We start from the raw sequence: 26,404 nt of genomic DNA, 5'->3' as shown, positions 1-26,404 counted from the left end.
GCTTTATATTGTTAAAGAACGTTTTGAGTCGCTTTAGCGTCTCAAGGGATGCGAATAATACACCCTTTATTTTTCGAGTCAATACTTTGTTTTAAATTTTCTTTTGGAAGATTTAAAACCGAAGTTTTATTTAACTCTCTAAGCAGTTCGTGCCTTGCTATGCTTCGGCGTTTCCCGTCTCAGTGGGGTCGCATTATAGGGAGATCCAAAAACAGATCAACCCTTTTTTTAGATCTTTTTACTGTTCGAACAAAAATAGAACAAAACCACGTAAAACCACATGAAAACCCCTCTAAGATGATGCTTTTTTATGCTCTTATTTATTATTTAATACAAATATCATTGCTATGTTTGATTTAGGCGTTAAGATAGCAAGTTCACAATGTTAAATTAATGTTTATTTCCTGTTTATTGGTAGATCTAAAATGAAATTACCCGATCAAAAATCTTTTATCTTCTCTGTTATTCTTGCTGTAGTTGGTTTTGTTGTTGTTGAGTTTGCTTTAGGCGGCTTAGCTTTAAACCCTGCATTACTATTTGGTGCTGGTTTATTAATAGGTGCGATTGCTATTGCTGCAATATCATCTGATGTGACTGAAGAAGCTGAAGTTAAAACAAAAACGCTTTATGTTGGTAACCTTCCTTATCGTGCAAACGAAGGTGTGGTTCGTGCATTATTTGAAGAACAAGGCAAAGTATTCAATGTTCGTTTATTAAAGGATAAGAATACTGGCAAACGTCGTGGCTTTGGTTTTGTTGAAATGGCGCAAGCTGATGCAGACAATGCAATTGCTAACTTGAACGATAGCGAGTTCCAACAACGTACTTTAAAGGTACGTGAAGCAAAACAAAAACAAGAAGATGATTCTAATGCTCTACGTACTGAGACGGATCAGTCAGTGTAACTAGCTTTACCGCTAGCTTATTGCTAAACACATCAGCCGTTGCATAATATTGCAGCGGCTTTTTTATGTCTGTTTGTTTATCCACACATAAGTTAAGTTGGTTAAGTAGGAAGTTGACTCTATTTGCTATCGCTACACCTGAATCAAGTAATTTTACATTCCCTTCAAAATACTGACTAATCGGCTCTGCTAATATCGGAAAGTGCGTACACCCTAGTACAAGTACATCTATTGTTTTATCTATATGTAGTTCATCAAGTACTTGATACAACTTATTTGTATCTAAAGAGCCTGTAAAAAAGCATTCCTCAGCTAACGTTACTAATTCAACACTGCTATACAGATTAACGATCACATTACGTGCATGTTCAGCAATTAATGTTTTTGTGTATGAACTGGCGACCGTTGCCGGTGTGGCTAACAAGCCAATATGATTTGAGCGTGTTAATTCTGCCGCAGGCTTTATTGCTGGCACAACACCTACAATAGGAATATCCGTAATTTGGCGAACAGCGCTGAGTGCAGATGTAGAAGCTGTATTACACGCTATTACAATTAAATCGACGTTAAGCGTGTTGGCTTTGATGAAATGAATAAGTGAACATAATCGGTTAATTATAGTTTGTTGGGACTGAGCACCATAAGGTAGTAATGCATTATCCATAAAATAGCTGTACTGAGCATTGGGGATACTTTGCTTGATATGTTCAAGTACAGTAGTTCCACCAATACCTGAATCAAAGACCATTATATGCGCTGACAAACTACCGTTCCTACTTTACTTTAAGATCGGCAGTTTGCCATGAGGTTTTTATAAAAGAAAGTAGTTTAACTTTGCGCGGTTTCTAAATCAGTAAGCCTGTCGGCTGCTGAATTTAACTGATTAAGGTTTTCGAACATAGACTTTGTATAATCTACTAACTTATCTATTTGTTCCTGATCTTGATTTAACCATTGGAGAATGCCAGCTAGCTGATTTTGTAATCCAAGCTCACCCGCTTTTTCAAAAGCATTTTTAAGGTCGTCATTAAAAGGGGCTAAACCCTCTGCTACTTGTTTTTCTGGTGCTGGTTTATATTCTTCATAGCTTTTAACTGTTGCTATTGTTTTTGTTTGGCGTAAATCCATAGAAAAAGCCACCAGCTGATCGCTGTCTAAACTCAGCTCTTGCGCTTGTTCAAATGCTTCATCTAAATCACCACCAAAAAAGGTTTTACTTAAATCTTGTAAGTTTTCCATCATCGCATTAATAGCTTCTTGCTCTTGCTCGTTTAAGTCACCATTTACCGACATCGAAAATGATACCTGTCGAGATTGCGATGATGAGCTTGCAAACGACTCACTGTTACTATTTTGCTGATAGCCACTTGCCGATTGAGATTCAAATGCATCAGCAAAGCTAATACTTACCTCATCGCCTTCTGCGGTAGTAAATTTATATTCGGCATTACTCGTCATACTGACGTATTGAGCCTGGCTTATATTTACGCTGGCAGGTTGTGGGTTAAATAACGACTCTTCAAACTTATCCAGCCCATTGTAAATTCCCTCTTTGGACTTATTAATGCCCTCTTCCATGTCATCATTAAATACGCCTGTACCTTTGAGTTCATCAACAGCGTCATCAATCCCTATTTGGACTCCTTTGCGCGCATCGCCTAGCATATCTTTGAGCTTTTCGTCATCAGCGCCGTTAGCTTTTGCTTTATTTACAGCACTACTTACAAAATCGAGTACGTTTTTTACTATTTCATCAAAATCAAATAGTGGTTTATCTGCTTTTTTTTCTGCGATAGGTAATCCAAGCTGCTCAGCCATTTTATCGCCAAGCACCTTTGCGGCCAACTCTCGGCCTCGTTGTTGATAGCTATCTTGAGGAGACGTAATTGTAGGTTGCTGTATATCAGCTTTATTATTGAATTTATTGATGTTGTTGTTTGGCGTAAAGCCATAATTACCTATTTTCATGATTCGTCTCCTAAGCGTGCGTAGTTTATTATCGGCTATAACAACAAAAACTAAAGTACAATGTTCAATAAAACAGCATAAATGCTAGCCAAAACTAGACAAATACGCAGCGCTCCCTACAATAGCGCCGATAAACAGATCTTAGATAAGGTAGTAGCGTTAATGGCAGTTATTAAAATAGATACCACACAGTACCAAGCGCAGTTAAGTGAAAAAGAGCAGCGCATTAGTACGCAGTTTCAACGTTTTGGTGTGGAGCAACTAGAAGTATTTAGCTCAGAGCCAACTAACTACCGCCAACGTGCTGAATTTAGAGTATGGCACGACGGTGACGATCTGTTTCACATTATGTTTGATCAACAAACAAAAGAAAAAATCCGTGTTGATACATTTGACCCAGCAGCGCCTCTAGTAGGTGAAATAATGCAGGTGATGATTGAAAATCTTAAGCCTTGTGAAATATTACGCCGTAAGTTATTTCAAATCGATTACCTATCAACGCTAAGCGGTGAAATTTTAGTAAGCTTGCTTTATCACAAACCACTGGATGATGAATGGTTAAGTGAAATTAAAGCACTGAAAGAAAAGCTTAGCAGTAAATACAAAATTGACTTTATAGGCCGTGCTCGTAAACAAAAAGAAGTACTAGGTGATGACTTTGTAACTGAACGTTTAACAGTTAATGGTCAAGAGCTTATATACCAACAAGTAGAAAATAGCTTTACTCAGCCTAATGCAAAAGTAAATATTCATATGCTGGAGTGGGCACAAGATTTATGTAAACCACTTAAAAATGATTTACTAGAACTGTATTGCGGTAACGGTAACTTTTCAATTGCATTAGCGGGTTCTTTTAATAAAGTATTAGCGACAGAAATATCAAAATCATCTGTTCATTCTGCTCAATACAACATTGCTAAAAACAACGTAGAAAACTTAGATATTATTCGTATGTCGAGTGAAGAGTTTACTCAAGCAATGAATGGCGAGCGTACTTTTTCGCGTTTAGAAGGGATTGATTTAAAAAGCTATGACTGCCAAACCATATTAGTTGATCCACCACGCGCGGGCATGGATGAATTAACGTGTGACTTAGTGACTAATTACGAAAGCATAATTTATATATCGTGCAACCCTGAAACCCTAGAGCGCGACCTTGATCACTTAACACGGACACATAACATTAAGCGCTTTGCTATATTTGATCAGTTCCCTTATACGCATCACATTGAGTCGGGCGTTTTCTTACAGCGCAAATAAATACGCTCAGTAAACGTTAACCATAAAAAAAGCTCCTTAAGGAGCTTTTTTTGTTTTAGCTAAACTTACTTGTTAGCTAAGTAATTTATTAATTTGCTAATGTCTTCAGGTTTAGTAATACCCGACTCACGACCTAGGTTTAATTTGTACTTACCATTTACAATAAAGGTAGGTACGCCACGTAGTGCGCCTTTTTCTTTAAAGTAGTCTTGATCGCGTTTCATTTTAGAGCTCAGCGTACGTACCGAGAAGCTTTTAAACAGCTTATCAAACTTATCACCATCAACGCCCTGCGCTACAAATATATCTTTTACATCTGCAAGCTCATTAAATTTAGCGCGCTTTGTATGGATATGATTAAAGATTGCAGAAATAATCTGATCTTTTTGTGGAAGCACTTCAGCTGTCGCCAGTGCTTGGCTCATCATCTGTTGGTTTTCTGGGTCACGTACACCTACAAAATCAACATGGCTCTTTTTAAATTTAACGTTTTTATCAAGCTTAGGCTTAAACTCACCAATTAGTGCTTCCATGTTATTACATGCAGGGCAGTAAAATGAGAAGAACTCTTTAACCTCTGGCTTTTTAGTTGCACGCTCAGAAACTACGTCGTAATGCACGCCTTCTTCATACGTTGCTGCAAAGCTTGTTGCTGCCATAGGAAGTAATATTGCAAGCAAACCTGCTTTAACTAATTTAATCATTATTATACTCCGAAATTTATAGTGCTAATAAAAACGCTACTAACTCATCAAGTTCTTTTTGATTTTTGATGGTGTTGAGGTTTATTTTATATTTATCGTTAACAATAAAAGTAGGTACACCTGTAAGTGCGCCTAATTTTGAATATTTATTCTGTTTGTTTTGCATTGCTTGCTCAGCTGAAATAACAGGCATGCTTGCAATCTCTTGATCAAACGTTGCGCTATCAATACCATTTACTTCAAGTAATTTTTTAACGTCTTTCATTTCAGTTAATGGTGCACGTTGAACATGGATACTTTTAAAAATTTGATCGCTAATGCTTTGCGCCTGACCATGCTGCTTAGCAATTAAGTAGGCAAAGCTTAAATTACTTTGTGCTTGTGGCGACACGCCACCTAAAAAGTTAACGTGGTTTTTAATAAACTCAGCGCCTTCTGGCAAGCCTTTTTCAATTGCTTTTGCTACTGGTTCAAACTTAAAGCAATGTGGACAGTAAAATGAGAAAAACTCGGTTACTTGCGGTGACTTGCTTTTGTCTACATCTATAACAGTGTATTGATTATCAACTTCAAACTGTGCAGCAAGTGCTGCAAATGGTAAACATAAAAGTAATAAACTCAGTTTTAATTTTTTAAGCATTTGTATCTCGTTGTACTTGTCTTTAAATAAAATATTACGGCAATAACTTTAACGGTGCTTCTTGCAATGCTGCAAGCTGCTCTTTCAGTGCTAAAATTTGTTGCTCCCAGTATTTGTCATCAGCAAACCATGTAAAGTTCCGCACAAAAGCAGGATCACTCCATCGTTTAGCTACCCATCCCATATAATGAATAATACGCATTGCTCGCAGCGGTTCAATTAATTTGAGTTGAGAGTGATCAAAATCACAAAACTCTTCATACGCATTTACAAGGGTGTCTAACTGTAACAGTTGCGTCGCTCTATCGCCACTGAGCATCATCCATAAATCTTGGATTGCAGGACCTTGGCGGCTGTCATCTAAATCAACAAACATTAGCGCATCACCTGCCCATAAAATATTACCAACGTGGCAGTCACCATGTAAGCGAATACTTTGCACATCTTTATACTGTTTTTGCGCCTGCTCTATCACTAAATCTAAAATAGTATAAAAGGCAGTATTTATTCCCATGGGCACTAAGTTACTTTTTTGAAGATGAACTTTGGCTGTATGCAAATACTCCTCGCAGGTAACTGTTGGCCTATAAGTAAAAGGTTTTGTTTTAGCTACTTGGTGCATTCGGCCAATTAATCGCCCCATTACATCAAGCTGATCTAAATTATCAACCTCAAATAAACGCCCGCCTACACTTGGAAACAACACAAACAAATACCCTTCGTGTTCAAACAAGCTTTGCCCATTATATAAAATAGGGGCAACAACGGGTACTTCTGCATCCGCTAGTTCAAATGCAAAGTCATGCTCTTCTTGAATTTGCTCTTTACTCCAGCGCTCTGGGCGATAAAACTTCACTACGTAACGCAGGCCATCATCCGCTTTAAATTGGTACACTCTGTTTTCATAGCTATTGAGCGCTAATAAACCAGATTCGGCGTACACACCTACGCTTTCTATTGCATCGAGTATTAGATCAGGTGTTAAGTCAATAAAACTAAATTTACTCATACTCTTCTTATATAAAATAAAAGCGGGTTATATACCCGCTTTTGTTAATTGCTATATCAACTTACCTAATTAAGGTAAGTTGCGATTATCGCGCTTTAAAAAAGTTACTCGACTGCGATATTGTCTCATCCGGCTCATCTACCGGTGAAAGCACAAAGTTAAACTCAGTCATCGGCGCCTTCAAATCATAAGGGTCCATTACAAGTGACAATGGTACGTTATGAGATTCCCCTGCCTGCACAGTAAATGACTGCTTACCAATATACTTAAAGTTATCTAACCCTTGTACTTTAATATTAAAGGTTTGCTCGTACTGCGCTTTATTAATTACCTTTAATGTATAGGTGTTCTCTACTAAACCATCAAAATCGACACGATATAATTGGTTTCGGTCACGAATAATATCAAAGTCCATTGTTTTACGCAGTGCTATATTAGCGACAAGCGCTCCCGTAAGCACAACAAGTATGACCGTGTAACCAATAATTTTAGCTCGCAGTGGATTTGTTTTATTTTCTGGGGTTTCGAGATTTCGCTCTGTCGTATATGAAATAAGCCCACGCGGGTATTCCATTTTATCCATTACGCCATCACACGCATCAATACATGCACCACAGTTGATACACTCAGCTTGTAGCCCATTTCTAATATCAATACCTGTTGGGCACACTTGAACGCACAAGTTACAGTCTATACAGTCGCCTAGTTCTAAATCTTTATGGTCTACTTTACGTGAACGAGGACCACGGCTTTCACCTCGGCTTTCGTCGTACGTTACGGTGTATGTGTCTTTATCAAACATAGCTGATTGAAAACGAGAGTAAGGACAGATGTGTAAACACATAATTTCTCGCATCCAACCGGCATTACCATAAGTACACGCTGCAAAGAAAATAATACTGACTAGTGCATAACCGCCTACATCAAACGTTACAAAGTCAGGGAGTAACTCCCTTATTGGCGTAAAATAACCCACAAAAGAAATTGCGGTATACAACGAAAACAATACCCAACTAGTATGCTTTGCCGTCTTACGCCAAAACTTATCAAAATTCATGGGTCGTTGATCGAGTTTTTTACGTTGATTAGCCGTGCCTTCAAGCTTTTCTTCGAACCAAATAAAAATAAAAGTCCAAACAGTTTGCGGACATGTATAGCCACACCACACCCGTCCATAGAAGGTGGTCACTAAAAACAACGCAAATGCTGCCAACATAAAGATAAACGCTAATATAGTAAAATCTTGAGGCCATAGCGTTAAACCAAAAATATTGTATTTTTGACCAATTAGATCAAACAGCACAGCTTGCTGGCCATTAAAATTAATCCAAGGTAGTAACATAAACGCAAGCAGGCCTAAAAAGCCAATGCGCTGTCTAAGTAATTGATGTAGGCCTTTTACAGCACGCACATAAATACGATTCCGGGGATTGAACCTATCATCTTGACGGCTTAAATCCGGTTTTTGGATTTTCACCTCTACAGGGATATTCTTTACTTTAATTTGCTTGTCCATCGAAGTTCCTCAACGCCGCTTGGAAATAAAAATCCAGCAATACTCAAGTACTCTATACTTAAAGTTAGCAAGTTACTTGCTAGGCATATTTACTTTAATAAATTGCCTTCTCGAATACTTTCAGATATTTCAGAAATATCTGACTGCTGTTAACCATTATAACAATGTTGGTTAAAATTACTGGCATAGATTGCTAATAATTTATTCATCCCAGTTACTTGCTTTTAAAATGCAGTTTATTACACTGCATGGTAATTCAACCCTACTTAGATCAAGGTTTACGTATCCATGAAAAAATTTATTATTTTGGTAGTTGTGATCCTTGCCTTTTTTACAATCGATCACCCACTTATAAAAGAACCTCGCGAAAGGTTACTAGGTGAAGGCATTGGCTTTTTAAGTGATGCAAGCAAGGTCAACAGAAGCCCCGCTGCAAATATGGCGAAAAATAGGATCAGCAGTCAACTTAAACTATCTGAATCTGAAGGTGAGTATGTAGAAAAAACGTTTACAACAGATGACTCTGTTCAGTTATTTCACCTACGCTATTGTCGTGAGCGTGACTTAAACCTTTATTTTTATGACGACCGTTTAAATACGGTATGTAAAATAGTGACTGAAGCATTAGAACAAAAGCGAGCAAAGTAGTGGATTTTTCAGGATTAAATAAAAAAGCAAGCGACTCATTTCATAAGCAGCGCAATATGCTCAAGCAATTAGCGCAAGGCAAAACATTAAAGTGTGAGAAGTGTAATGGGGTTTTAACACTTGATTTAGCCACCAGCGAGCCTGGTAAAGGCATAGTAAAGTGTAAACAAGGCTGTACGGATATTATATTAGAGCTAGGCACTTAGATTAAACTAAGCGCCTAGTATTAATAATTACTCTTCCCAACTCTCGTCGGTTATCAAGCCGCTATTAATTGCGACCACTTCAATTAGTTCAGCAAAACCTAATGCAAAGTCACCCATAGATTCATACTGATACTGACACAAAGCTTCTATTGTCATGTTATTTTGTTTGGCAATCTGAGCTATTGCTAGCTGGTCGAGTGCAAAAAAGCTTAGTGTGCTTAACGCACTTTCTAGTGCTTGTTTAAAATCAACGTCTAATTGCGGTGCATTTAACAAAGGTTCTGCATAAGCTTTCGTTGCAACCAAGAAGCCTTTACTCCACGACTTACAAAATTCAGCATCAAATGTGTCTGGTAATTTATATCCAGTTTCGAACACCTGCTCACTAATTTTGTGATAAAGCGCCATAAACAAAAAGAGCATTTCTTCATCTAAATCATTAGCTGTGTTTGGCAATATCTGCTCAAGCCACTCATGTACATCTAATGGGTTGGGCGAACAAATTACACCAAATAAATAGCCTTGGCTTTGTACAAGGGTCATTGCTTGAGATTGGGTATTTAAAAATGAGCTGAGCTGCTTTGCGTGCAACTCAGTAAATTGGGGTATTTGCATTAAAACTCTTTATATTAAAACATTAAAAGTTGAGCGGGTAGCGACCTTGGTTATCTGGTCGGCCTAAAAACTTAACCGCATCATGTACATCTTTAGGTAAGCTGGCATCTGGTTTTACATAACCTGCCACTCTAAAGTCGAAATTAGCTTTAAGTGTAGCATCTGCCTCAAGGCCAAGCGTATTATCTGGGTCAATTAATATAGCAACATCACCCGACTTACAGCTTAACTTACCAGCTAGAGGTCCAATATTAAACCATCCATTTAAACCTTGAACATCAATATTAGGGCTCGCTATTTCACCTTTTAGTGAATCACAATAAGGTGCGCCTGAGCTGTATTCATCAAGTTCTAAAATCACACGCCCTTTAGCGGTAACAGGCAGAGGAAGTTGCACACGTTGCATTGCACGCTCTACGGTGGAGCGTACTAGGGCGTCAGTCACTATTACTTTTTTATTAAAAAACCCATAACTTACATCTGCGTAACCCGAAATATCACTGCGTTCTCGTGGATTACCAAATTTTATGTTCGCATTTAGTTTGCCTGTAAATAATTTCCAGCCTGCAATATCCCAACGCACATTATTTAACTGCTCACCATCAAAACGAACTTGCATCATTTGACCTTGCCAAACAGTACCTACAGTTTGCCCAACTTCTAATTGCTTTGGAAAATACGGCTTAGCTATATCAAGCGCGATACTGGCTGGTAATTTAATAATACAAAACACAATAAAACTAATTAAAAAGACAGCCGATAACGTTATTATTTTTTTCATTAATTAATTCTCTAATACTAAACGGCTTACGCGCACATAGCCTGATTTATCATCGCGACTTAAATCTAAATTTTCAATTTTTAAACCATGCTGATTTACTAGCTCATCTAGCCATTCTATTAACTGATTAAACTCTACTGAGTCGAGCGTTAAACGAAGAGAATCACTACTGGGCTGCATTTTACTAATATTGATTTTATAGCGTCCACGAGTAGAGTTTACCACTTGGCTTAAGTTTGTATTGCTAGCAACACTGGTGTTGCCTGCAGCCTTTAGCTTAACAATACTGTCATCAACCCAAGCTAATAGCTCTTGTTGTTTAATTTGAGATTGCTGTGCTTTTTCTATCGCGTTATTTAATGGCCTAAATATTCCCATTACTAAAACAAAAATAATAAACACGCCACCAGCAACCATTACCAATTGTTGTTCTTGCTCTTTAAGCGAACGCCACTGTTTCATTAACTGCTTTTTCATACTGCACCTCGCAGTTTAATTTCGCCTACGACATAATCACCGTCATTATTTAAAGACCCTTGCTCAACAGTTAAACCTTGCTTTTCAAGTATGATTTTTACTTTACCAAAAGTTTGGAAGTCTTTAGCCCGTGCACGAATTCGCAGCTCATTGCGACGTTTATCATAACGAAGTGTTTCAGGTGTAAATTCGCTGACTTGCGAAAACACATCAACCAAATTAGTCGTTAAGTCTAAAAAGCCGGATTCACTTGAGCCTTGTATTTTATCTAACGCGCCTTTGATTTGGCTTTTAATTAGATTAGGGCGAACTTTAGTTCCCGGAAATGCTTTTTGATATCTGTCGACTACTTGAGCTTTAGCTACTTCTACTTGTGTATTAAGTTGGTGTAACTCAATAGCTTTTATTGTAATTGTAGAAACCAATGCAACACTTGCTATAATTGCGGCGCCTTTCCAGTAACCCCACCACAAAGCGCTTTGTTTTTTAAGCTGATACATACCTTGGCGTAAGTTAAAATTAACGCTATCTAACTGTTTTGCAAATAATGCTAGAGGTAAATCGTAATCGCTTGTTTGGGCTTGTAAGTTAACGCTTTCAGGAAACTGATTAGCAGGGCTAAAATGTTTAATGTCGGGGTTACCCATGGCTGATAAATAGCCATTCAACCAACTAGATTCAACCGCACTAATATGCCATTGCCCTTGCTTAAACAACCATTGGTTGTTGAGCTCAATAGCAGTTACGGCACCATCATCTGCAAGCGGTAACAACAAAGCATCGGGTAATATTCTGTATACTGATAGATTATGCTCAGCAAATAATGCGAGCCATTGTTCAAACCATTCACGGTCTGTCATTGCTACACGAATTGCATGTTGCTCACCAAGCATTGTCGGCTGCGCTACAGCTATAAACAGTTCATCTACGTCACATGCTATATCTTCTTCAAGCATGTATGGCAATGCTTGCTCAAGCTTGCGATTCCATTTTGTTGGCAAAGCGACCGTTTTTAATTGCACTTGGTCACTGGGTAATAACACGACAACTTCTCGGGTAAGTGCTTTTTCGCTTAGCTCACTTAAATGCTCTGCATTTGGTAACTCGCCACTGGCTATTATTTCTTGTTCTTGTGGTGAGTAAATTAACCAGTTAAGTAATTCTTGTTCGGTTTGACCCGTGCGGATCAACAGTATTTCTGTCACTGTACGCCTCCAAATTTTCGCGCCAGTATCGTTACGTCGCCGTCTTTAGCGTGCAGTAATGTGGTCATCGAAAAACGCAGGTCGACAAAGTTTGCCTGCGTTTGTAATTTAAAATATTCGCTTTTAATACTAAATAGACTTTTTATTGAGTCAGTATTAGTACCGCCTTGCTGCTTCACCTGTTCAAAAAATTCATCGATGGTGTCAAAGCCAGTTTGCGGTCTTGCGCCTAACACCGCTTCTGCGCCAGATAAGCTTAAGCTTTCTATCAAGGCACTGAGTATGAGCGCTTGCTCTGGCAATAATGTATTTACGTTAATAGATAAAAGCGTACTGCCTGGTATTACACATACATATGGCAATACTTTTTCCATCACTAAAGGGTTAAAGCCCTTAACTAAACGCAGCTCCGATGTTGATGCAAATAAACTATTGGCTGTCATATACGGAAAATCTCGTGATAAGTACTCGTCTTCTTCTGCACCTGAGCGATACGTAATACTGTTCTCATCAAGCCAATCAAATACACTATCTGCCATCGTCTCCTCTGATTCGTCAGCAGGTAAATCTTCAATGTTTTCAAGTAATGCAAAGAGTGCTTTGTGTGCAGGGTTTGTTTTACTTGCGCTATTTTCTTCTGGCGCTATGGCTAAAGCATTTAAATTTAAACATGCTTGTAAATCTGTAATTTTGCCACTTAACGTGCCGTTATCAACAGGGTATGAAGCATCTCCTTGAGTTGCCCACACTTGATCGAGTGTTGTTTTATCTGCATCATCTTTTTTACTTTGTATTAGCCCTTTAATAGCAAGCTCTTCTGCACCGTAGGCGTACCATTTAGCTTGTTGGTGACCTTGCAAGTTTGTACTTTTTTGCACTTGAACCATTAAATTAGCACTCATTTCTACTGCTAAAATAGCCGCTAATGCCACAATAAACAAAACAATAACAAGTGCTGCGCCGCGCGATGATTGCTGCTTAATCATTATTCACATCCGTAGTTTGTGTAGCAACAACTTTGCCTTGCCCAGGAACTAAAAATACACGACGAATTGGCTCTGCTTCTATTTGTTGCAACGTAACAGCAACCGCTTTAGGGAGGGCTTTAATTTCCCACTGTTCTTGCCATTCGTTTTTATCATCTAAAAACTCAAACTTAAGTTCTTCAACATTCTCTAGCACACGTTGAACTCGCGGTTCCATATTATCAAGCTGATCAACATAAACCCGATAAACACGCTCAAGGTTATCGTCAATCACTCTATAACCAACAGCTTGTAGTTCTGAACGTGGCAATAAGTTAATTGGATTTATCCAGCCATCTCGTACAAACGCGATACCATCGTATTGGCTTTCTAAAACGTAACGACCAGCAAGTAAATATTGCTGCTGAACATCACCCGACTCATTGCGAACTGCGCGTTTGGTCATTTGGCTAAAATCTTGATCCATTAATCTAAATGTTGTTTGCAATCCATTTAGCTCAGCAATCTTTTCATCGGAGGCATCTTTTGCTCTTGTTGTCGTCTCGAGTATTTGATGCGTAGCAATAATAACAAAAGCTAAAATACCCAGTGCAACCATAACTTCAAGTAATGTAAACCCGCGCTGCTTCACTTACTTTTTGCCTTTATTTAAATACGTTGATAACTCATATGCTGAATGCTCATATTTTTCATCCGTAAAAACATTTATGGTTAGTTTTACAAAGCTTTTGTCAGCAGTCGCTGTAACTTCTTGCTGCCAAAACCATTCAACACCGCCCATTACTTCGCTGCCTTTAAGGTTATTTTTACCTTGCCATTGTTCGCCTTTAGTACGCTGTTCAATAATAACGTTTTCGGCGACCCAAGATGCATAGGTTTGCTCTTCAATAGTCGTTAAATGGTGTATATGCTCGCTTGTTGCTTGCATTGCAGCTATACCCGCCATGGCACAAATACTTAATGCCACTAACACCTCTAATAAGGTAAACCCTTTAGTGCGCTTCATTATTCTGGCTCTCGGCGAAAGTTTACTGGTGCAGTAAATTCACCTTCAATGTAATACACAGGCTCGCTTTGCTCTTTTAACTCTAATATAAGTTGAAACGCGCTTACCTCACCTGATGACAAAATAAGTACTTGTGGGATTTTTAACTTTTTTAGCTCAAGCAAGCTGTCTTCATCGCCGCCACTCATAAGCTCGCGCCAGTTAGATTGCTCTAAGAGGTTATCTTGCGCCCACGCTAAATCTTCTAAGTTAAGAGTGAGCTTTAATCTTTCATCTAATTCTATTGGTTTAAAAAGATCTTCACGGTCAAAAGTAATCCACTTTTCACCATCGAAAACTAAATACTCTAATGTATTTTCTTCTACTAATAAGCCCAATTCAACTTGGTTTAAAATGGCAAATTCCGATGCCATATTAATGGTGGTATGCAGCCTTAGTGCTTGAGTATCTAACTCCTCCTCAGCACCGCCTTCTAAGCTATATACCACCATTTTGGTGGCAAAAGCGATGATCACTAATACCACTAAAATTTCTATTAAACTAAAGCCTCTGCTTTTTGCATGGCGCTGCTTAAGGCTTGCTTTCATAGCAAGCCTCTAGCATTAACATGTTCATACAGAACGGTGTACTTAGGCATTATTGTTTTTCTTCGTCCCAGTTACCGATATCGTCATCAGTACCTGCTTCACCGTCTGGGCCCATAGAAAAAATATCAAACTTGCCAATTTCACCTGGGCTAATTAACTGATAAGTATTACCCCAAGGATCTTCTGGTAATTCATTAATAAAGCCACCATCAGGGAAACGTTTTGGAACCGGTTCAATGCTTGTTTGGGTAACTAGCGCTTCAAGACCTTGCTCTGTGCTTGGGTAGCTCTTATTTTTAAGCTTGTATAAGCTCATTGCATCTTCTAATTGCTGGATATCTAGATGTGCTTTATCAATAGCAGCCTCTTCTTGCTGACCCATAATGTTAGGTGCAACAATTGACATAATCATCCCGATGATAACCAGTACCACCATCACTTCTAGTAAAGAAAAACCTGATTGTTTATTCACGTAATTACCTCATTATTCTAAAAACATTAAGTAAAAATGGTTTAGGTAAAACCACTAATATATTTAAAAATTTATTCTAACTTAAAGTCCAACAGCTTTATTCATCGCCATTATTGGCTGCAATATTGCCATTACTATAAATAATACAATAACCGCCATTGAGGCGATCATCGCAGGCTCTAGTAGTTTAAGCGATACATTAACCATGCTCTCAAATTCGCGATCTTGGTTATTTGCAGCACGCTCTAACATTTGCTCTAGTTCACCTGATTTTTCACCACTTGCTATCATATGCAGCATCATTGGTGGAAACAACTTAGTTTGCTGAAGTGCAGCTCTTAAGCTTGCACCCTCACTCACTCTATCGGATGCATCTGCAACCGCTTTTTTAATTTTTTCGTTAATTAATACGCCACCAGAGATACGCATTCCCTCAAGTAATGGTACCGAGCTTGACGATAAAATACTTAAAGTACGCGCAAAACGTGCGGTGTTAATACCACGAGCCACTTTACCTATACCTGGCATATGTAGCACTCGGTCATCCCACCAAAAACGTATTTTAGGCTGCTTAAGTGCATGCTTAATACCAATGGCTATAGCTGTAATAGCTATTAAACTAATAAACCAATAATTTTGCACAAAATGGCTGCCTGCCATAACCCATTCGGTTGTCCAAGGAAGTACTTGTTTCGTTTTTTCAAACGTTTTTAATATTTTTGGTACTACGGTGCCCAGTAATACCGACACAATACCAATTGCAAATACCACTAATATAATAGGGTAAACCATAGCCTGAGTTATTTGGCTACGCATATGTTGGCGCTGCTCGGTATAGTCGGCTAAACGATTAAGTACTTGGTCAAGGTGACCCGACTTTTCGCCTGCGGCTACCATTGCACGATATAAATCGTCAAAAACATGAGGAAACTCACTAAGACCATCGGCAAGGGTGTAACCTTCAACTACTTTTGAGCGTACCGACATAAGCATCCGCTTTAAACGCGGCTTTTCGCATTGCTCAGCAACCGCCATAACAGCGCCTTCAACAGGAAGTGCCGATTGAATAAGTGTTGCTAATTGCCTTGTAATTAATGCTAGGTCTGAGGTTGAAATTGTCGGCTTAAAAAAGCCACCGAGTAAAGGGGCTTTTTCGCCTTTGACCTGTTTATCACTTTGCGCCGCAGGAACAACTTCAAGCGGCGTTAGTTTTTGATCACGTAAAGTTTGGCGGATTTGTTTAGCTGTATCGGCTTCTAAAATGCCTTTTTTTTCTTTACCTCGGCCATCTAAGGCACGATATTCAAACGCCGCCATAGTTAACCTTCCTCACGGGTAACACGCAATACTTCTTCAAGCGTTGTTTTGCCTGCCAGTACACGGCTACACCCATCTTGGCGAATACTTGGGCTGCGCTTACGAATGTATTTTTCTACGCTTTGCTCGCCTTTACCGTTGTGAATCATTTCGCGTATGGTTTCATCAACTACAAGTAACTCATGAATACCTGTACGACCACGGTAACCATTAAAGTTACACTCTTCACACCCCACCGCTCGATAGATTGTCGGTTGGCTTTCAAAAGGAACCCCTAACAGCTGGCATTCATGCTCATCAGCCGTGTGACCTTCTTTACAGGTATTACATAACGTACGTACTAAGCGTTGCGATAACACACCGAGTAACGACGATGAAAGTAAAAAGGGTTCAACACCCATATCTTCCATACGTGTAATTGCACCCGATGCGGTATTTGTATGCAAAGTAGACATAACAAGGTGACCGGTAAGTGACGCTTGAACACCAATTTGCGCAGTTTCAAGGTCGCGTATTTCACCCACCATTACTACATCAGGATCTTGACGTAATATTGCACGTAAACCACGTGCAAATGTCATATCAACTTTTGCATTAACTTGTGTTTGCCCAATGCCTGGAATTTCGTACTCTATCGGATCTTCAACGGTAAGAATATTACGATCGCGTGAGTTAATTTGGCTCATACCAGCGTATAAAGTGGTACTTTTACCAGAACCCGTTGGCCCTGTTACCAAAATAATGCCGTGGGGTTTACTAATTAAATCTGAAAACAAAGCGCGATTTTCTGCGGTCATACCTAAATCTTCAAGGTTTAAGCGCGCGTTATTTTTGTCAAGTAAACGCAGTACTACGCGCTCACCAAAGCTCGATGGCATTGTAGATACACGCACATCAACTGCACGCCCTGCAATACGTAAGCTAATACGACCATCTTGTGGAATACGTTTTTCAGCTATATCAAGCTTAGCCATTACTTTAATTCGAGATACAAGTAACGATGCAAGTTTACGATTAGGCTTAAGTACTTCTTTAAGCACGCCATCGACCCTAAAGCGAATAACAAGCTCTTGCTCGAAGGTTTCGATATGAATATCAGAAGCCCCTTCTTTAATCGCTTCACTTAGCATGGCATTAATAAGCTTGATGATTGGCGCATCATCGTCACCAGCAAGTAAATCTTCAGTTTGCGGGAGCTCATCAGCAAGTGAGAATAAATCAACCTCGTTGCCAATATCTTCCATCATTTGTTGCGTTTCAGAGCTATCACGTTGGTATGACGCTTCAAGCAATAGCTCAAATTTATCATCATCCAATTGCTCAAGTGTAAAACCATGGCCTGCGATACGGCGTACTTCTAATAGTACTTCCACATCTAGCTCACCACGGTAGTAAACTATACGATGATCTTTGTTTTTACCCAGTAACACACCTGCGCGTCTTGCATAGGAAAACGGCAAACGCTTTGCTGGTAACTCAACTAACACATCACTGGTTAATAGCTCATCCTGATTATGCGTTTGAGGATGAACCACATCTTGGTTTATCTCTTGAATCGCATTAGTCATCTTTACGCTCTTGTGCATTTTGTTTACGTAGAGACTCTTCATACGTAGGTGGAAGTACTAGTTCGTCATTCCACTCAGGTAAAATAGGCGTATCCGTCATTGGCATTAACTCAATACCATCTTCTTTTTGTTTAAACTGCTCACCGCGAATAAAGTTATATTTATTAAAGCTTAACTTATTCATGCTTACACCATCACGAATAATGGTTGGGCGAATAAATACAATAAGATTACGCTTACGGCGCGTTGTATTTGTTGATCTAAACAGGTGGCCTAAAATAGGGATATCGCCTAATAACGGTACCTTAGAAACACTTTCTTGTACGTCTTCGTCAATTAAACCACCAAGTACAACCATACCGCCATCATCGGCCATAACCGTTGTTTTAATTGCACGTTTATTAACTGAAATATCAACAGCAGTTGCACCACTTACGCTCGATACTTCTTGCTCAATAGTAAGTTGTACTGCAGAGCCATCGTTAATCTGTGGCGTAACTATCAGTTTAATACCGACTTCTTGACGCTCAACTGTTTGAAATGGGTTAGCATTATTACTGCCCGTTTGTGAGCCTGTAATTATAGGCACTTCTTGACCGACTAAAATAGAAGCTTCTTCGTTATCCATTGTAGTAATAGAAGGGGTAGCCAAAATATTTGAATTTGTATCAGTGGCAACAGCCTGAATAATTGCGCCCCAGTCATTTTTAACAACGCCCAGCGCTAAACCATTAATGCCACTTAGCAATGAAGCAAGCGCATCATAGTCACCCTCAGTCGTTTCGTCATAACTAGTAACGGTTCCAGTTTCTGTACCAATGATAGTTTTAGTTACGGTTGTATCTTGTGCTTGCTCTGCAGCAACAGCTAATGAACCCACGGGAACCGTAGTGCCGTTGTTAAACTGCAGCATACCGCCCTGCTCAGAAATCCACTGCAGGCCTAAGTTAACCCCGTCGCCTTCCATTACTTCAATAATAATGGCTTCAACTAGTACTTGGGCACGGCGAATATCAAGACGTTCAATTACAGATTCAAGTGATCGCATTGTGTCTGGCTGTGCGGTAATAATTAATGAGTTTGAGTCAGGGTGAGACTCTATACTGCTTTCATTATTGCTTCTGCTACGAGTTTTAGTAGTACCGCCTTGTGCATCTTCAACAAGGGACTTACTAACACCCTGTAATACTTTGACTAAATCTTCAGCTTTAGCATAATTTAAGTAAAACACCTTGGTGTTACCTTGGCTTTCTAGCTCACCATCTAAGCGCTTAATGAGCTCAATAGCACGTGTACGTGCTTGGCCTTCACCACTTACAATAACGCTATTAGTTCGGCCATCAGCCACAACTTTTGGAATTAAGAATTCAGGTACACTGCCTTTACCGCTGTCTTTATAAATATTATCTACCACAGAGACAACATCATCTGCCGTCGCATATTTAAGCTTAACGATGTCTACACGCTTGTCACCCGCCTGATCAACAGAGCGAATGATCTCAACTAAGCGATTAACCGATGCTGCATGACCCGTTAGCATCATAACGTTAGCCGCATTAAAGTTGGCAACGTGACCACCATCTTTTTGATCGCTAAATTGACGAACCAAAGGGCCAAGCTCTTGTACACTTACATTTTTAACACGTACAACACGTGTAATCATCATGTCGCCGCTAGCTTCACTACCTTCGTCAATAAGTGGTACATTTGATTTTTTGGCGTCTGAACTTTTTTCTATCTTAATTATGCCATTGTCCATTTCAACAGCTGAGTAGCCATAAACTTCCAATACATTCAAGAAGAACTGATAATAAAGTGCTTCGTCCATTAACTCATAGCTGCGAACATTTACTTTGCCGCGCACGTTAGGGTCAATAATCACTGTTTTATTAAGGTTTTTACCAACAATATTAATAAACTCGTTGATATCAGTTCCTTTAAAGTTAGCAGCATATTCAACAGCAGAAACAGACAAAGAAATACTTGCCGCCAAAAAAAGTGCTGCGTACTTAGCTAACCCTTTTTTAATTTTTTTGAGGTGTAGCACCTGAACCATTATATTAAAACTCCAAAGCTAAATTATTGCAGACTAAATTGCACATCGATTTGTTCACCATCACGTTCTATAGTGATATTGGCATCTGTACTATTACGCAGCTCGTTGATAGCTGACATAGCCTGTTTTAAATCTGTTAATTGATAGCCATTTATAGAAATAGCCAAATCGTTATTTTTTAATCCCATTTGTTTAAACAGTTCAGGCTCTTTACCTGGACTTAAACGATATCCGATTAGTTCGCCATCATTCATGGCTTGTGAAACACGTATATAGTCAAATAATTTGCCTGGCTCTTCGAGCAGTTCTTCACGTGTTTCTATAATTGCTTCTTTAACGTCTGGATCTGCAGTAGCATCTATTTGTAGTTCACTTAGCTCTAATTTTTGCGGACCCATTTCAGCATCATCACGGGCAGCGAGTACTGGCATAGATACCGTTTTATTAAAATCGAGTCCATCAAGCATCAAAGTCTCAAAACGCCCATTAACATTCAAAATAACACGATCAGGTAATATTTGTGCTACTTCAGCGCGCGTGCCTAATACAACTTCTTCAACAAGATAGCTTACTTGCTTACCTTGTGATTCAATAATTGCGATACCTGCTTTATCATCGTTATTAACCGCTACAATACCGGTTAAATTTATACTTAAGCGTGTTTCTGGCGCATTGTTTATAACCTGCGATTGCTTTGCAGTATTATTGTTGTTTGTTACAGTTTTTTTACCAAATAAGAATTGCTCAACAATATGCTGCGCAGAGTTATTACTTGCACCAGATGACTGATTAGCATGATGGCTAGGGGTAAGCAGAGTTATTGGTGGTTTTGGCCACAAAAGCCAAACAAGTTTTGATAATAAAAATGCAAGATAAACAACAACTAAGAGTGTCACTAATGCACTTAACTTAGCATGCGGTAAACGAGTTAAAAATTGTTTTAGTTGTTGGATTTGCTGTTCCATAAATAGTGTTCTTATTTTAATTTACTGCGTTAGCGCGTACCCATAGTACCCTTTCATTTTTCTTTCAACAAGCACACTAATATTAAACTTTGTAAACAGATTCAATTAACTTTACATAACCGTATAAAAAATAAACGGCTGTTGTAATACCTTCATCCTACGATGATTTCATGATAAATTTTAAGCTATAAAAACGTGGGGAAATGCCTTATGAGTAAAAAAAGTAATGCTAATACCAGCTCAGACCCTGTAGATGGGTTAAAAGTTCGATTAGATAAATGGTTATGGGCTGCGCGATTTTATAAAACTCGTGCTATTGCACGTGAAATGGTACAAGGCGGCAAAGTACATTATAATGGCCAACGTACAAAAGCGAGTAAAATAGTAGACGTTGGCGCAAAAGTAAAACTGGCTCAGGGCGTAGATGAAAAGCTGATAACCATTCTCTCAGTGCTTGAAAAACGCCAAAGCGCCCCCATTGCACAGACCATGTATCAAGAATCTGATGCCAGTATTGCTAAACGCGAAGAGAACAGCATCGCACGCAAAAATAACAGCTTTTTTGCCCCCCATCCGGATAAAAAACCGGATAAAAAGCAAAGACGCGAACTTTTAAAAATGAAATCAAGTTAGGTATAGCCGCTCATGCAACAAGATTTACTTCACCGTTATTTATTCAACGAACTAGATGTTCGTGGCGAACTCGTACAAATCGAGAGTGCTTATAATGAAATGATTGCCGACCATAATTACCCAGACCCTGTTAAAGCATTACTTGGTGAGTTACTCGTTGCAACCTGTTTACTTACTGCCACCTTAAAGTTTGAAGGTGAAATTGCTGTACAGCTTCAAGGTGATGGCCCAGTTAAATATGCTGTTATAAATGGTGATGACAAACAAAATATGCGTGGCATTGCACGCCTGCAAAGCGAAATTACGGGCACAACTGTAAAAGAGCTTATTGGCCAAGGCTATATGGTAATCACTATTACCCCTGAAAAAGGTGAGCGCTACCAGGGTATAGTGCCGCTAGAGCATGATACTCTTAGTGAATGTATCGAAAGTTACTTTGAGCAATCTGAGCAGCTAAAAACACGCCTTTGGTTTGCAACTGACACTACTGAAGGTAGCGCAAAAGCATGTGGTCTATTTTTACAAGTGCTCCCAGTTGATAAACAAAAATCAATTGAAGACTTTGCACACCTAGAAGCATTAAGTAATACAATTAAAGATGAAGAACTATTACACCTTGATGCTAATACTGTCCTTACACGCCTTTATCACGAAGATAATCCTCGCGTATTTGAACCTCAAGCTATTAAATTCAAATGTGGTTGTAGTCGTGATAAGACAATAACTGCGCTTGTTAATATTGGACAAGAAGAACTACTTAAAGACGTAGCTGAGAAAGGGTCTGTTAATATTAACTGTCATTACTGTTTAAAAGAGTATGTTTTTAACGAACAAGATATAAAAAGCATTTTCAACTAAATGTTCAGCTTCATCTATATATAGTAATTAAAGCCGCAAAATATGCGGTTTTATATTATAAAAAGATGATACCGGTGTCATGAATTTTGTTAATTTACTGACACCGGTATCATTGAAATTATTCATGTTTTTTAGCAAATATATGTGTTTTTAGAGGCTTTACGGGCTCGAATATCTCAAAACCTTCTGTTACTATAATTTCAGCTTAAGGGCACTGATAACCCCAGAGCTATCCCGTTCAAACTCTCACACATTATAGTTAGGTATAAACATGACTACAGGCGCTACACGTTTTGTCGATTTAACCGCAGCTGAACTTGTCGAGCATGCGATCCGCCGTGGCGAAGGTACTTTAGCCGCAAATGGTGCTTTTGTTGCAATTACAGGAAAACGAACTGGCCGTTCACCAAAAGATCGTTTTATTGTTCAAGAAGCGACAACTCAAGATGACATTCAATGGGGCAACGTTAACCGCCCATTTGATGCAGAAAAATTTGACGCATTATGGGCTCGCGTAGAAGCACATGTTCAAAGTAATGACCACTTCACCTCTCACCTAGAAGTTGGCGCTGACCCTGAGCATTATCTACCTGTAGTCGTAACTACAGAAACAGCGTGGCACCATATTTTTGCCAAAAACATGTTTATCGAACCACAAAACTATAACGCCTCAAACTTACCACAATGGCAAGTAATGAACGTTCCTTCGTTTGTATGCGAGCCGGAACGTGATGGCACAAATAGCGATGGCACCGTTATTATTAACTTTGCACAGCGTAAAGTATTACTAGCAGGTATGCGCTACGCCGGTGAAATGAAAAAATCGATGTTTTCTGTACAAAACTTCCTACTACCAGCAAAAGGTGTATTACCAATGCACTGTTCTGCTAACGTTGGTGAAGCAGGCGATACAGCATTATTCTTCGGTTTATCTGGTACGGGCAAAACAACTCTTTCAGCAGATCCTACTCGCTTTTTAATTGGTGATGACGAACACGGCTGGGCACCTGGAAGCGTGTTTAATATTGAAGGCGGTTGTTATGCAAAATGTATCGACCTGTCACAAAAGAATGAACCTGTAATTTGGAATGCTATCCGCTTTGGCACTATTTTAGAAAATGTAGTGTTAGATGAAAAAGGCGTTCCAGATTTTAACGACACTAGCCTGACTCAAAATAGCCGTGCAGCATATCCACTTGAACATGTTGAAAAACGTAAAGTTGAAAATCGCGCAGGCGAACCAAAAGCTGTTGTATTTTTAACTTGTGATGTAAGCGGTGTATTACCACCGGTATCTGTTCTTAGCGAAGAAGCTGCTGCTTTTCACTTTTTAAGTGGATACACAGCAAAAGTTGGTTCTACTGAGATTGGTTCAACTAGCGATATTGAATCAACATTTTCGACATGTTTTGGCGCACCATTCTTCCCACGCCCTGCTGGTGTTTACGCTGAGCTTCTTATGAAGCGTGTACGCGAGTTTGGCGCTAAGGTGTACCTTGTGAATACAGGTTGGACTGGCGGCCCTTACGGCACAGGTAAACGTTTTGATATTCCGACTACTCGTGCAGTAATTGATGCAATCGTATCGGGTAAATTAGCGGGTGTTGAAACTCAGCACATTGATGTTTTAAACCTAGATGTACCGGTAGCAGTTCCAGGTGTAGATACTAACTTACTTAATCCTATTAACACGTGGGAAGATAAAGCTAAGTACAATGAATATGCAGCAAAACTTGCCGCAGACTTCACTGAAAACTTTGCTAAGTATGACGTATCAGACGATATAAAAAATGCAGGACCTAAAGCTTAAATAAGCTTCAAGCTTGTATTTTAACGCCAGCCAAGGGCTGGCGTTTTACTTTCTAAATACCTAATTTAATAAGTGCGACAAAATGCCGCACAACTCATATCAAAAACCATATAATATACCGCGTAATTAATCATTCCTTAATGCCCAATAAACCTGCATTACTCATTACGGCTATTTAATTAATGACACTAAAGCTTTCATGGCGAAAAACATTCAGGCGGTTACATTTATACTTAGGCCTATCAGTAGGTGTTTTACTTACTATTATTAGCCTTTCTGGCTCCGTATTAGTTTACTATCCGCAAATAGACTTACTGCTAAATCCAACAAATGACGCTACTACAAACATAAAAACGCCTAATTGGGAGCAAGCGTATAATACGCTAAGAGCCAATTTCCCTTCAAAGCAAGGGCCATGGCGATTAGAAAACACAGGTATAAACTCAGTAATTCCCGCGCGATACTACAATCCAATAGAAACAAAAGAGCAAGGCTTTGCCCCATTAATGGTATGGCTATCTAGCAGTAGTGATAAAGTAATACGTAAAAACTATTGGGGAAAATACTTAGTAACTTGGATGTACAACTTACATTTTTCATTACTAACAGGAGCAACGGGCACTCTCGTTGTTGGCTATATAGGCATAGCCTCAATAGTTCTTCTTATCTCTGGATTCTTTGCTTGGTTTCCAAAGCCTGGGCAGTGGGTAAAGGCACTAAAATTTAAATCTCGTAGCTCTAAAATAGGTTTGCTATACGACTGGCATAAACTAATTGGTTTAACCTTCTGCATACCGCTACTAGCTTTAACTGTTACAGGTGTTATGCTCGCTATTCCAAAACAAACAGATCCTATATTAACCGCTCTAGTTAGCGATATAAACTCCCCACCAAAAACACAAATTCAACCGAGCAAACAAACCGATATTCCTTTATCACAAGCGGTATTAATAGCTGAAAAAGCATTACCGAATGCGCGTTTAGCTTGGATTGAAACACCATCAAACTTAAATGCTATTTACAGATTAAGATTTCAAACTGTAAACGATCCTTCATATCGCTTTCCACATAGCTATATAGAGGTTAATGCACTTACAGGAAAGTTAGAGAGCGTGTTTAATATAGATAAGCAAAGTACGGCTAGTAAAATAAAAAACTGGATGCACCCTCTACATGACGGCAGTATTGGCGGTAACATTTTAAAAGTCATTTGGGTGTTAAGTGGCTTCGGATCTGCTGCATTGTTCTTTATTGGCGTATATAGGTGGTTAGTTAGAACCAAGAGAATACAAAATAAACTTTAGTTGAAGGAGTACATGAATTGCTTTTCAGTAAGTCTTGTCGATAGTTTTCTAATATAAAGTATATGGCCTCCGTTAATCTTAGGATTAAAAATTAATAACGCTCAGTACATATGAAATTAAAGCAGCCCCTAACCGCTTATCTGGCTATAAAACAATTAATGAAGGGTAGTTAATACTGCAAGTTTAGATAGGCACTCCATGAACACAATTATTTAAAAACCTCATGCCCATTAGATTTAAGTTCTATGCGTAAACCTCTGTATCAACCTCTGCCTAACTATTTTTACTCTCTTCAGTAACCTACCCAAAGCGTATATAAAGGCTTAAAGGTCATGTTCAATACTTACCACAAGACCAGATAATTAACGCTTTATATTAGGTCAGATGTTAAACCAATTGGTATTATTTACCCACAGTACAAATGCTACCACTCATTGTCGAGCGAAGGTTTTTAATGCTTTTGACGTCGGGAGTCGCTACGCTCGCCCGACCTACGTGATGAAGCTGCTATGAGTGTGTTAATTGCGCACATTTTACTTTTCTGCAGACGTAAAAAAGCCGACTATTTCTAGTCGGGCTCTCTACAATTTGAAGCCTTGTGATGTCGTAGTGCCCACAGCGGTAGAAAGTCACATAGCAAATGCTACACTATCGTTGGCCGGAGCTCGCCTTCGAGCTGTTTTGTTTCACTACTTAGTTCGGCATGGGCTATTTACTAAATCCCAGACAGCAAAAAACCCGTCACATTGCTGTAACGGGTTTCTTTAATTTGAAGCCTGGTAATGTCCTACTTTCACATAGCAAATGCTACACTATCATCGGCGCTGTTTCGTTTCACTACTGAGTTCGGCATGGAGTCAGGTGGGTCCAAAACGCTATTGTCACCAAGCAAATTTGGGCGTTAATTC

27 protein-coding genes and 1 rRNA gene are annotated in these 26,404 nt (G+C 39.1%); 8 read left to right on the top strand and 20 right to left on the bottom strand.

Annotated features, from left to right (window positions below; genetic code table 11):
* The first annotated feature begins 425 nt into the window (after nt 1-425).
* The gene (locus AC5NT5_RS01510; RefSeq protein ID WP_024596401.1) at nt 426-905 is read left to right on the top strand and encodes an RNA recognition motif domain-containing protein; all 480 of its coding nucleotides are present in this window, start codon (nt 426-428) and stop codon (nt 903-905) included.
* Here AC5NT5_RS01510 and murI read toward each other — a convergent pair.
* Nucleotides 868-1,668, bottom strand: a complete 801-nt coding sequence (murI, locus tag AC5NT5_RS01505) for a glutamate racemase (protein WP_024596400.1) — start codon at nt 1,666-1,668, stop codon at nt 868-870. The genes AC5NT5_RS01510 and murI overlap by 38 nt on opposite strands.
* A gap of 65 nt (nt 1,669-1,733) precedes the next feature.
* Nucleotides 1,734-2,873, bottom strand: a complete 1,140-nt coding sequence (locus AC5NT5_RS01500) for a DUF5610 domain-containing protein (RefSeq protein WP_494513238.1) — start codon at nt 2,871-2,873, stop codon at nt 1,734-1,736.
* Nucleotides 2,874-3,035: 162 nt separating this feature from the next.
* On the opposite strand from AC5NT5_RS01500, the gene trmA reads away from it, so the two are divergent.
* Nucleotides 3,036-4,133, top strand: a complete 1,098-nt coding sequence (trmA, locus tag AC5NT5_RS01495) for a tRNA (uridine(54)-C5)-methyltransferase TrmA (RefSeq protein WP_494513237.1) — start codon at nt 3,036-3,038, stop codon at nt 4,131-4,133.
* Between the two features lie 65 nt (nt 4,134-4,198).
* Here the strand turns inward: trmA and AC5NT5_RS01490 are convergent, their stop codons facing one another.
* The 4 genes from AC5NT5_RS01490 to ccoG form a co-directional block, all read right to left on the bottom strand.
* Nucleotides 4,199-4,837 carry a thiol:disulfide interchange protein DsbA/DsbL gene (locus tag AC5NT5_RS01490; protein ID WP_002962055.1) on the bottom strand — a complete coding sequence of 213 codons (639 nt, stop codon included), beginning with the start codon at nt 4,835-4,837 and terminating at the stop codon, nt 4,199-4,201.
* A gap of 16 nt (nt 4,838-4,853) precedes the next feature.
* Nucleotides 4,854-5,477, bottom strand: coding sequence for a thiol:disulfide interchange protein DsbA/DsbL (locus AC5NT5_RS01485; protein WP_002962054.1), 624 nt, complete (start codon nt 5,475-5,477; stop codon nt 4,854-4,856).
* A 34-nt stretch (nt 5,478-5,511) separates the two neighbouring features.
* Nucleotides 5,512-6,486 carry a serine/threonine protein kinase gene (locus AC5NT5_RS01480; protein WP_024596396.1) on the bottom strand — a complete coding sequence of 325 codons (975 nt, stop codon included), beginning with the start codon at nt 6,484-6,486 and terminating at the stop codon, nt 5,512-5,514.
* Between the two features lie 85 nt (nt 6,487-6,571).
* Nucleotides 6,572-8,002, bottom strand: a complete 1,431-nt coding sequence (gene ccoG / locus AC5NT5_RS01475) for a cytochrome c oxidase accessory protein CcoG (protein ID WP_002962052.1) — start codon at nt 8,000-8,002, stop codon at nt 6,572-6,574.
* A gap of 288 nt (nt 8,003-8,290) precedes the next feature.
* On the opposite strand from ccoG, the gene AC5NT5_RS01470 reads away from it, so the two are divergent.
* Both AC5NT5_RS01470 and AC5NT5_RS01465 read left to right on the top strand, forming a co-directional pair.
* Complete coding sequence (locus AC5NT5_RS01470) at nt 8,291-8,650, top strand: hypothetical protein (RefSeq protein WP_002962051.1); 360 nt, start codon at nt 8,291-8,293, stop codon at nt 8,648-8,650.
* Nucleotides 8,650-8,856, top strand: coding sequence for a hypothetical protein (locus AC5NT5_RS01465; protein ID WP_002962050.1), 207 nt, complete (start codon nt 8,650-8,652; stop codon nt 8,854-8,856). Before AC5NT5_RS01470 ends, AC5NT5_RS01465 begins: the two co-directional genes overlap by 1 nt.
* A 27-nt stretch (nt 8,857-8,883) precedes the next feature.
* Here the strand turns inward: AC5NT5_RS01465 and AC5NT5_RS01460 are convergent, their stop codons facing one another.
* The 13 genes from AC5NT5_RS01460 to gspC form a co-directional block, all read right to left on the bottom strand.
* On the bottom strand, nt 8,884-9,471 hold the full coding sequence (locus AC5NT5_RS01460) for a UPF0149 family protein (protein WP_024596395.1): 588 nt from the start codon (nt 9,469-9,471) through the stop codon (nt 8,884-8,886).
* Nucleotides 9,472-9,493: 22 nt separating this feature from the next.
* On the bottom strand, nt 9,494-10,252 hold the full coding sequence (locus AC5NT5_RS01455) for a type II secretion system protein N (RefSeq protein WP_182683009.1): 759 nt from the start codon (nt 10,250-10,252) through the stop codon (nt 9,494-9,496).
* A gap of 3 nt (nt 10,253-10,255) precedes the next feature.
* A complete protein-coding gene (locus tag AC5NT5_RS01450; protein ID WP_024596393.1) occupies nt 10,256-10,729 on the bottom strand; it encodes a type II secretion system protein M in 474 nt (157 codons plus the stop codon).
* Complete coding sequence (gene gspL, locus AC5NT5_RS01445; RefSeq protein ID WP_154904188.1) at nt 10,726-11,934, bottom strand: type II secretion system protein GspL; 1,209 nt, start codon at nt 11,932-11,934, stop codon at nt 10,726-10,728. The genes AC5NT5_RS01450 and gspL overlap by 4 nt, the downstream gene beginning before the upstream one ends.
* On the bottom strand, nt 11,931-12,920 hold the full coding sequence (gene gspK / locus AC5NT5_RS01440) for a type II secretion system minor pseudopilin GspK (protein ID WP_494513236.1): 990 nt from the start codon (nt 12,918-12,920) through the stop codon (nt 11,931-11,933). The genes gspL and gspK overlap by 4 nt, the downstream gene beginning before the upstream one ends.
* Nucleotides 12,913-13,551: a type II secretion system minor pseudopilin GspJ gene (gene gspJ, locus AC5NT5_RS01435; RefSeq protein ID WP_494513235.1), complete on the bottom strand. Its 639-nt coding sequence runs from the start codon at nt 13,549-13,551 to the stop codon at nt 12,913-12,915. The genes gspK and gspJ overlap by 8 nt, the downstream gene beginning before the upstream one ends.
* The gene (gspI, locus tag AC5NT5_RS01430) at nt 13,552-13,926 is read right to left on the bottom strand and encodes a type II secretion system minor pseudopilin GspI (protein ID WP_002962039.1); all 375 of its coding nucleotides are present in this window, start codon (nt 13,924-13,926) and stop codon (nt 13,552-13,554) included. It lies immediately after the preceding gene.
* Nucleotides 13,926-14,513 (bottom strand): pilus assembly FimT family protein, encoded by a 588-nt coding sequence (locus AC5NT5_RS01425; protein ID WP_039488557.1) that lies wholly within the window; start codon nt 14,511-14,513, stop codon nt 13,926-13,928. Before AC5NT5_RS01425 ends, gspI begins: the two co-directional genes overlap by 1 nt.
* Nucleotides 14,514-14,562: 49 nt before the next feature.
* Complete coding sequence (gspG, locus tag AC5NT5_RS01420) at nt 14,563-14,985, bottom strand: type II secretion system major pseudopilin GspG (protein WP_002962036.1); 423 nt, start codon at nt 14,983-14,985, stop codon at nt 14,563-14,565.
* Nucleotides 14,986-15,066: 81 nt separating this feature from the next.
* The gene (gene gspF / locus AC5NT5_RS01415) at nt 15,067-16,302 is read right to left on the bottom strand and encodes a type II secretion system inner membrane protein GspF (protein ID WP_002962033.1); all 1,236 of its coding nucleotides are present in this window, start codon (nt 16,300-16,302) and stop codon (nt 15,067-15,069) included.
* Between the two features lie 2 nt (nt 16,303-16,304).
* Complete coding sequence (gspE, locus tag AC5NT5_RS01410) at nt 16,305-17,870, bottom strand: type II secretion system ATPase GspE (RefSeq protein WP_002962032.1); 1,566 nt, start codon at nt 17,868-17,870, stop codon at nt 16,305-16,307.
* The gene (gene gspD / locus AC5NT5_RS01405) at nt 17,863-19,926 is read right to left on the bottom strand and encodes a type II secretion system secretin GspD (RefSeq protein WP_039488559.1); all 2,064 of its coding nucleotides are present in this window, start codon (nt 19,924-19,926) and stop codon (nt 17,863-17,865) included. The genes gspE and gspD overlap by 8 nt, the downstream gene beginning before the upstream one ends.
* Before the next feature lie 23 nt (nt 19,927-19,949).
* Entirely contained in the window at nt 19,950-20,891 is a 942-nt protein-coding gene (gene gspC, locus AC5NT5_RS01400; RefSeq protein WP_165724350.1) for a type II secretion system protein GspC, read from the bottom strand.
* A gap of 210 nt (nt 20,892-21,101) precedes the next feature.
* Here gspC and hslR point away from each other — a divergent pair, with 210 nt between their 5' ends.
* The 4 genes from hslR to AC5NT5_RS01380 all read left to right on the top strand — a co-directional run bounded on the left by hslR (nt 21,102) and on the right by AC5NT5_RS01380 (nt 25,496).
* A complete protein-coding gene (hslR, locus tag AC5NT5_RS01395; protein ID WP_494513234.1) occupies nt 21,102-21,524 on the top strand; it encodes a ribosome-associated heat shock protein Hsp15 in 423 nt (140 codons plus the stop codon).
* Between the two features lie 12 nt (nt 21,525-21,536).
* A complete protein-coding gene (gene hslO, locus AC5NT5_RS01390; RefSeq protein WP_494513233.1) occupies nt 21,537-22,382 on the top strand; it encodes an Hsp33 family molecular chaperone HslO in 846 nt (281 codons plus the stop codon).
* A gap of 271 nt (nt 22,383-22,653) precedes the next feature.
* A complete protein-coding gene (locus tag AC5NT5_RS01385) occupies nt 22,654-24,192 on the top strand; it encodes a phosphoenolpyruvate carboxykinase (RefSeq protein ID WP_494513232.1) in 1,539 nt (512 codons plus the stop codon).
* A gap of 182 nt (nt 24,193-24,374) precedes the next feature.
* Nucleotides 24,375-25,496, top strand: coding sequence for a PepSY-associated TM helix domain-containing protein (locus AC5NT5_RS01380; RefSeq protein ID WP_494513231.1), 1,122 nt, complete (start codon nt 24,375-24,377; stop codon nt 25,494-25,496).
* A gap of 774 nt (nt 25,497-26,270) precedes the next feature.
* On the opposite strand, the gene rrf is transcribed toward AC5NT5_RS01380, so the two are convergent.
* Nucleotides 26,271-26,385 (bottom strand): 5S ribosomal RNA (rrf, locus tag AC5NT5_RS01375).
* Nucleotides 26,386-26,404 lie beyond the last annotated feature (19 nt).

The organism is Pseudoalteromonas sp. J2K-J599, from assembly GCF_059295115.2.
This window is presented reverse-complemented; position numbering and strand designations above follow the sequence as displayed.